Here is an 8,084-nt window from a genome sequence, read left to right on the forward strand (position 1 = left end):
CGGCGAGACCCCCGATAGAACATAAGCGGCAATCAAGACAAATCAAACATCCAGTCAGGAAGGTCCGGTCTGGCCGGGGGCCGCGTTGTGGGTGGCCCGCCGTGGCGTGCGTAGCCCCAGCGTGCGGCGGCCCGCCTCGACGAGGTGCTGGAGCAGGACATCGTCGTCCAGGTCGATCAGTCTCGGTGCGACCGCGACGGCGATTCCGCCCAGCACGATAGCGGCCTTGATCTGCCCGCTGGGACCGCGGTCGACATCGGCGAGAAGACGGATCTGGCGGCTGATCAGGTCGCCGAGGTCGCGCTGGGTGAGTAGCACGTCGGTTACGCCGGGGTCGGCGGCCAGCACGGAGATCACGGCGCGGTTGCGCACGGCGAGGGCGGCGTAGCCGGCGAGCAGGTGCTCCGCGCGGGCGTGGGGGGTGCGTTGCGCCTCGGCGGCCTCGATGATGGTGCGCAATGGTCCGAGCACCGGCTCGACTACCGCGGTGAGTAGCTCCTCGCGGGTGTGGAAGTGATAGTAGAGGGCCGCCTTGGTGACGCTCAGTTCGTCCGCGATCATCTGCAGCGAGGTGCCCGCGTAGCTGTGCCTGGTGAACAGGCGGACCGCCGTGTCGATGATGCGCCCTCGGGTGTCGGTCACGCCGGGTGCATTCAGTGCGGCGGGGGTCACGGTTACTCCTCGCTGAATCCTTACGGACTCACAGACTAGCTTGCCGATTGACAAGCTAGCAACCTGCCGGCCAGCTAGCGCTCGACTCGTCGATGCTAGGACATCAACCAGTCGTTCGTAAAGCAAGATCCTGGCCGTTCGACAAGTGACGTACTTTACGATCAGCTAGCATTTCACTTGCTGGACGGCTAGCGTCTCGGGTGTCATCCGGCACCGCTGGAACCAGCGGGACCCGGTCGCCACGCCCGTGGCCGTCGGCCGCCTGTGGCCGGGCGATCCCATGCACCTTCGAACAGGAGCCCCTACATGGCCTCGTTCCTCTATCGGCTTGGCCGGTTCGCGTTCCGCCGGCGGTGGCTGGTCACCGCCGTGTGGGTGGCGGTCCTCGCCGCCGCGCTGGCCGGCGCCGCCACCCTGTCCGAGTCGACCTCCGACACGTTCCGCATCCCGGGTACGCCGTCGCAGCAGGCGATCGACCTCCTCAACGAGCGTTTCCCGCAGGCGTCCGCCGATGGCGCCACGGCGCGGGTCGTGTTCGCCGCGTCGGACGGTCAGCAGCTCAGTGCTGTGCGGGCGGAGGTCGAGCAGGCGATCGCGCAGTTGAAGGAGGTGCCACAGGTCGCCTCGGTCAGCGACCCGTTCCAGTCCGGCGCGGTCAACGCCGCCGGCACCGTGGCCTTCGCGAGCGCGACCTACCAGGTGCCGTCGGCGGACCTCACCGATCAGGCCCGCGACGCGCTCACCGCCGTCGTGGACGAGGCTCGCGCCCAGGGCCTGACCGTCGAGGTCGGCGGCGATGCGGTGCGGGTCAAGCCGGAGCAGGGCGCGGGCGAAGTCGTCGGGATCGCTGTCGCCGCTGTAGTCCTGTTCATCACGTTCGGCTCGCTGGTGGCGGCCGGCCTGCCGCTGCTGACCGCGATCCTCGGCATCGCGATCGGCATCGGCGCGATCAGTACGATGAGCGGGTTCGTGAACCTGTCGTCGACCACGCCGACACTCGCCCTGATGATCGGCCTGGCGGTGGGTATCGACTACGCGCTGTTCATCGTCTCCCGGTACCGGCACGAGCTCGCCGCCGGCCGCGACCGGGAAGAGGCAGCCGGTCTGGCGGTCGGCACCGCTGGTTCCGCGGTGGTGTTCGCCGGCCTGACCGTCGTGATCGCGCTCGCGGCGCTGGTGGTCGCGGGCATTCCGTTCATCACCCAGATGGGGTTGGCCGCCGCGTTCACCGTGGCCGTCGCCGTGGTCATCGCGCTGACCCTGCTGCCGGCGCTGCTGGGCTTCGCCGGCCGGCGGATCTCCCGGAAGCCTCGTGGGCTGCATGCCCGCGACCTGGAGGCGGACCGTGCCACGCCGGGGCCCAACATCGGCGCGAGGCGGGCCGGGGCGATCGCCCGCCGCCCGGTCGTGGCGCTGCTCATCGGAGTCATCACCCTTGGTGTCATCGCGATCCCAGCCTTGGACCTGCGACTTGGCATGCCTGATGACGGCGCCGCCGCACCCGACACCACCCAACGCAAGGCCTACGACCTGCTGGCCGGCGCGTTCGGTCCTGGCTTCAACGCGCCGCTGACCGTCACCGTCGACGCGGGCGCCGGGTCGGCGCAGGCGGCGGCGGACCAGGTGACACAGGCGATCCATGGCCTCCGCGACGTCGCCACGGTCACCCCGGCGGTCATCAATCCGGCGGGCGACACCGCGCTGTTGACCGTCATCCCGACAAGCGAACCGAGCGCCGCCGCGACCGAGGAACTGGTCCACTCCATCCGGGAGATCGACGGCACGGTGCCTGGCGCCAGCATCGGTGTCACCGGTCTGACCGCCATCAACATCGACGTCTCCAAGAAGCTCGGCGACGCGCTCGTGCCCTATCTGATCGTCGTGGTCGGCCTGGCGTTCGTCCTGCTCCTGCTGGTGTTCCGGTCCCTGCTCGTGCCGGTGACAGCCACCCTCGGCTTCCTGCTCAGCATCGCGGCCACATTCGGCGCGGTCGTAACGGTGTTCCAATGGGGCTGGCTCGCCGACGTCTTCGGCATCAAGCAGACCGGGCCGATCATCAGCCTTCTGCCCATCATCCTGGTCGGCATCGTGTTCGGTCTCGCCATGGACTACCAGGTCTTCCTCGTCACGCGGATGCGCGAGGAATACTCGCACGGCAGCACCCCGCGCCAGGCCATGATCACCGGGTTCGGTCACGGGGCCCGGGTCGTCACCGCCGCGGCCTTCATCATGATCAGTGTCTTCTCCGGGTTCATCCTGTCGCCCGAGTCGATCGTCAAGTCCATCGGCTTCGCTCTCGGCGTCGCCGTGCTCTTCGACGCGGTGGTCGTGCGCATGACCATCATCCCGGCGGTGATGGCCCTGCTCGGCCGTGCCGCCTGGTGGCTACCCCGCTGGCTTGACCGGATCCTGCCCAACCTCGACGTCGAAGGCGAGAAACTACGCCACCTCCTCGACGATGGACCGGACCCCCTCGACACCACCCACGAACATGCACCCGCCTGAACACACCACCCGCCGACAGCGGCCGGATAAATTCCCCGTCTTCCGCTCCAACCGGACCCTGATCACGGAAAACACCGAGGTCTTCTGAATGGCGCATGCTCGTGTGGTGGTGGTCGAAGACGAGGAGAACGTCTCGTACGTCGTCGCCATGGCGCTGCGGCTGGCGGACTTCGAGGTGATCGAGGTGTCTACCGGGCGCGATGCGCTACGCCTCGTCGGCGGCGACACCTCGATCAGCCTTGTCGTGATGGATGTGATGTTGCCCGACCTTGATGGTTTCGAAGTCTGCGAGAGGATGCGCGCAGCCCGGGTGGACGTGCCAGTCATATTCCTGTCAGCCCGCGGGAGCCTCGAGGACCGGGTGCGGGGTCTCACGCTCGGCGGCGATGACTACCTACCCAAGCCGTTCAGTGCCGAGGAGTTGGTCGCCCGGACCCGGGCGATCCTGCGCCGCCGCGGTGTGGGCGCGGAGCCATCCTTATTGACATGCGGTGAGCTAAGCGTCCACGAGGATGCTCACCGGGTCACCATCGGGAGCCGACCCATTGCGCTGTCGCCGACCGAGTACAAGCTGCTGCGGTTTCTGCTGCGGAACGCCGGTCGGGTGGTGACCCGGGGGCAGATTCTCGACCACGTGTGGGATTACGGCTTCGATGGTGAGTCCACGGTCGTGGAGACGTTCATTTCCTCGCTACGAAGGAAGGTTGACACGGTGCCCCCGCGGCTCATCCACACCGTGCGTGGCGTGGGCTACCGCCTCAGCGAGGAATGACGTGCCGTGACGCTCAGACTGCGGCTGGCGGTGGCCGGCGGGGTGGTGCTCGGGGTTCTCGGGCTTGCCGGCTACCTGCTGATCCAGTCCGTGTGGACCGCCCAGGTCGCCCAGATCGACGAGCAGCTCACCGGCGCGGCGCGCGCCGCGGCAGTGTCTCTCGACGTGGCGGGACCGCTACCCGACCGTTCCGCGCCTGTCGGGTCGGCGGGCGCTCCACCCGGTGCCGCCTCAGCTATCCGGAACGTTCAGAACGGTCTGAACTACACCTACCTGGCCGTGTTGTCGGGGAACCGCCGCACGGTGATACTCGCGCCGACCGGCGCCGCAGGGCAGGCGCCTATGGCACCGGCCGCGGGACCGCGGCCATCGACCTCGCCGCGCGCGGTAACCGTGGCCTCGACATCCGGATCACAACGGTGGCGAGCGGTCTTCGTCGTCGGGACGGGTCACCGGGATGTGCTCCTAGCCCAGTCGTTGGCACGAGTGGAAGCCACGACCGGGCGGATTCGCTCGGTGGTGTTCGCCGTCGGCGCGTGCGTGCTGATCGTGCTGGTGGCCGCCGGCTACTGGGTGGAGCGGCTGGGCCTGCGCCCCATCACCCGCGTGGCACAGGTCGCCGACGCGATCTCTGCGGGCGAGCGGTCGCGGCGGGTGGACGCGCTGGGGTCGTCCCGATCGGAAGCCGGTCATCTGGCTCGCGCCTTCAACGTCATGTTGGACGAGCAGCAGGGAACCCAGGATCGACTCCAGCGCTTCGTCGCCGACGCCTCGCACGAACTGCGCACGCCCGTCTCCGTGATCCGCGGCCTCGCCGAGCTGTGGGGCCACGGACACCTGCGCGGGGGCGCTGACCTCGACGAGACGATGCACCGGATCGGGCGGGAGGGCCGCCGTATGGCAGATCTCGTGGAGGACCTGCTGCTCCTCGCCCGGCTGGACGAAAGCGGATTCGGCCAGCACGGCCACGTCGACCTCGCCACGGTGGTTCGCGACGTCGAACGCGAAGCGTCTGAGCGATATCCGTCCCGCGACCTGCAGTGCCGTGTGTGCGGCCCGGTCGTCGTCCGCGGGGAGGAGGCGGCGCTACGCCAAGTGGTCGCCAACCTCCTACAGAACGCCCTCATACACACACCGTCCACCACCTCGGTGTCGCTGCGGCTGGACGAGGCCGGTGGCACGGCGCTTCTTGACGTGAGCGACACCGGGCCGGGGATGCGCCCCAAGGATGCCGAACGGGCGTTCGACCGGTTCTGGCGAGCTGACGCCAGCCGCCCCCGTCCCGGCTCGGGACTCGGCCTGCCGATCGTAGCGGCGATCGTCGCCGCCCACGACGGGAAGATCATCTTCAACACGTCACCGAAGCATGGGACGTCCGTCCACATTGAGCTGCCCACAGCCGGCGCCCCCAGGAAACCCGCAACCAACGCTCAAGACGGCGCAAGCTTGGCCGGCGAGCATGCTGCTCGTGCGGAGCAGTCCAGTCACCACGCGAACCCTGCGGCTCGCCCGGCCTCACCCTGGGGTGCGCATTCCCCCGTCGACGACGCTGGCCAGTGAGCGGTGCGCCGATCCCGGGCTGCGGCCGGTCCACAACGTCAACGGGTGCGCCTTAGAACGCTGACACCAGCGTCGCGCGCCGAACTCGAGCGGATCGTCGCCTCAGGGGTTCTTGTTCGCAGACTTTTACCTCGGCATGCACCACAGCGGATTGCATTGGAGTCACGATGTCCGAGAACGCTTCCACCAGCAAGAACACCGCCTCGGGGCTCACCCGCCGGAAGATGTTCGGAGCGGCCGCTTTCGGTACAGCCGCGCTCGGTGCGACCGCGGCCGGCGGCCTGATGGCCCGCGCCGACGGCACACGGGGGCAGACCGCCACCGCCGCAGGGGCCTCCGTGATCGAGACGCGGGAACGTGCCGTCGTCGTCGGCACCGGCTTCGGCGGGGGCGTGACCGCGCTGAGGCTGGCCCAGGCCGGGGTCCCGACGCTGGTCCTGGAACGCGGCATCCGCTGGCCGACCGGGCCCAACGCGACGACGTTCTGCCGTTTCAGCACCATAGACAACCGCTCCTCCTGGCTGACGGACCACAGCCCGATCCGGGGTGTCGACAAGACCTGGGAGCCGTTCACCGGGGTGATCGAGACCGTGACGGGGACCGGGATGGACATCAACTGCGGGGCCGGAGTCGGCGGCGGCTCGCTGACCTACCACGGCATGACACTGCAGCCGACCAGAGAGAACTTCGCCGTTTCCATGCCGGCGGCGGCCGGCCTCTACGACGAGCTGAACCAGTGGGCCTACCCGACCGTCGCCAGCATGCTGGGGATCTCCACGATCCCCGACGACATCCTGAACACCGACCCCTACCGCTCGTCCCGGCTGTTCCAGGCGACCGCACCGGACGCGGGCCTGCAGCCGTTCCGGGTTCCCCTGCCCGTCGACTGGAGCTTCGTCCGGGGTGAGCTCAAGGGCGAGAACCAGCCGACCTACACCACCAGCGACCTGGCGTTCGGAGTCAACAACGGCGGCAAGCACTCAATTGACGTTACCTACCTGGCCGCTGCGGAGGGGACCGGCCGGGTGCGGGTGGAGCCGCTGCACGTCGTCCGCGACATCTCACTCGACCCGAACAGGCGCTGGGTGCTGGCCGTCGACCGGATCGATACCGCCGGCGCCGTCCAGGAGAGGAAACGGATCGTCGCGGACGCGGTGTTCCTCAACGCCGGCTCCGCCGGCACGACACGGCTCCTGGTCAAGGCACGTGCCAAGAAGCTCGTGCCGGATCTGCCCGACGCCGTCGGCACCCAGTGGGGCAACAACGGGGACCGCATCTATGCCTGGACCGGAATGAACGGCGACATCGGAACCCAGCAGGGCGGCCCGGCCTGCGTGGGTGGCCGCGACCCGCTCAGCCCGATCCCGTTCACCCTTATCCATGCCGGATCGCCCGTGCAGCTCTCCGGAGTCAAGATGATGACCGTCGTCGGCTTCGGGATCGTTCAGGCAGCCGGCAGCTGGGCCTACGACCCGAACAAGGACGACGCCACGCTGACCTGGCCCGATTCCGCCGAAGCCACACTGCAACAGCTGATCGCCGCCCGCATGCAACGGCTGGCCGCGGCGGGCGGTGGAACGATGACCGACACCGACGAGACGTCGCCCTCAACCTGGCACCCGCTGGGCGGAGTTCCCATGGGACCCGCCGTCGACCAGTACGGCCGGATCCTCGGTCACCGCGGCCTCTACGTACTCGACGGCGCACGGATCCCAGGCTCCACCGGCGCCTGCAACCCGTCCATGACAATCGCCGCCCTGGCCGAACACAGCATGGCCACGATCGTCCGCCAGGACATCGGACAACTGTTCTAGTGCCGTGACCGCGGATCGTGCGGCGATCGTCGGGGTCGCCGGTGACCTGGCAGCGGGCGCAGCCGATCCCGCTGTCCGCGCAGGGCATGAGCCCGACGAAGATCACGGAGATGACGTTCGCCTCAGAGGCCTGGGACCGCGACGTGCTCCACAACTCCAACGCCGACGGGTTCGACTGCCGCCCAAACCCGCTGGCGGGCGGTCAACGCACCCTGCCTCGTCGCCCTCGTCTGCGCCGGCGCCGTCTTCGAAGCAGGCCAGCTCGTCGGCCGACCCTGTGGGGCTCCAGAATCCCGATTCGGCCTGTGATCTGGCCTTTTGCGGTTGATGCGATCTTCCGGGGGAGGTGTCAGGCGGCGTTGCGATATTCGTTGATCATGCCGCCGAGGATGCGTGTGCGACGGACGGTGGAATCCGGGGTTGGGGCGACTGCGGGTGGCGGGTCGGGTGGGTGCTGGCTGAGGGAGCGGTGGGGTCGGTGGGTGTTGAAATGCTTCGCGTAGCTGGTGAGGACCGCGGTCAGGTGCCGTTCGGAGACGATTAGTAGTCTGTCGGTGCATTCGCGGTGGGCGGTGCCGATCCGGCGTTCCGCGATCGTGTTCGCCTGCGTGGCTTGCGGTGGTGTGCGCACCACGTCGATGCCGGCCCCGGCAAAGGCAGCGTCGAAGGAAGCCGTGAACTTCGCGTCGCGGTCACGGATATCGTCGGACGGCGGCCCGTTGCGCGATCCCGATGCCCGCGAAGGCGGTTGACTGCTTCGC

General features: G+C 68.6%; 6 protein-coding genes. 4 read left to right on the forward strand and 2 right to left on the reverse strand.

Features of this window, described 5'->3' with window-relative positions; translation table 11 throughout:
- Positions 1-54: 54 nt before the first annotated feature.
- On the reverse strand, positions 55-672 hold the full coding sequence (locus AC559T_RS06645; protein WP_368955326.1) for a TetR/AcrR family transcriptional regulator: 618 nt from the start codon (positions 670-672) through the stop codon (positions 55-57).
- A gap of 306 nt (positions 673-978) precedes the next feature.
- Here AC559T_RS06645 and AC559T_RS06650 point away from each other — a divergent pair, with 306 nt between their 5' ends.
- The 4 genes from AC559T_RS06650 to AC559T_RS06665 all read left to right on the forward strand — a co-directional run bounded on the left by AC559T_RS06650 (position 979) and on the right by AC559T_RS06665 (position 7,323).
- Positions 979-3,177: an MMPL family transporter gene (locus AC559T_RS06650; protein ID WP_112106888.1), complete on the forward strand. Its 2,199-nt coding sequence runs from the start codon at positions 979-981 to the stop codon at positions 3,175-3,177.
- Positions 3,178-3,283: 106 nt separating this feature from the next.
- Positions 3,284-3,949 carry a response regulator transcription factor gene (locus tag AC559T_RS06655; RefSeq protein WP_498868116.1) on the forward strand — a complete coding sequence of 222 codons (666 nt, stop codon included), beginning with the start codon at positions 3,284-3,286 and terminating at the stop codon, positions 3,947-3,949.
- A 6-nt stretch (positions 3,950-3,955) separates the two neighbouring features.
- Positions 3,956-5,509 carry a sensor histidine kinase gene (locus tag AC559T_RS06660; RefSeq protein WP_112106890.1) on the forward strand — a complete coding sequence of 518 codons (1,554 nt, stop codon included), beginning with the start codon at positions 3,956-3,958 and terminating at the stop codon, positions 5,507-5,509.
- A gap of 167 nt (positions 5,510-5,676) precedes the next feature.
- On the forward strand, positions 5,677-7,323 hold the full coding sequence (locus tag AC559T_RS06665) for a GMC oxidoreductase (RefSeq protein WP_498868117.1): 1,647 nt from the start codon (positions 5,677-5,679) through the stop codon (positions 7,321-7,323).
- Positions 7,324-7,672: 349 nt separating this feature from the next.
- Here the strand turns inward: AC559T_RS06665 and AC559T_RS06670 are convergent.
- Positions 7,673-8,084 (reverse strand): integrase core domain-containing protein (locus AC559T_RS06670; protein ID WP_498868118.1); only part of this gene is annotated, 412 nt, incomplete at its 5' end.

Origin of the sequence: Frankia sp. Hr75.2 (assembly GCF_949319125.1) — a bacterium.
Classification (GTDB): domain Bacteria; phylum Actinomycetota; class Actinomycetes; order Frankiales; family Frankiaceae; genus Parafrankia; species Parafrankia soli.

Bases quoted from the DNA above. Each gene is read 5' to 3' on its own strand.
- AC559T_RS06650 (WP_112106888.1), top strand. From the start codon at position 979: ATGGCCTCGTTCCTCTATCGGCTTGGCCGGTTCGCGTTCCGCCGGCGG.
- AC559T_RS06665 (WP_498868117.1), top strand. From the start codon at position 5,677: ATGTCCGAGAACGCTTCCACCAGCAAGAACACCGCCTCGGGGCTCACC.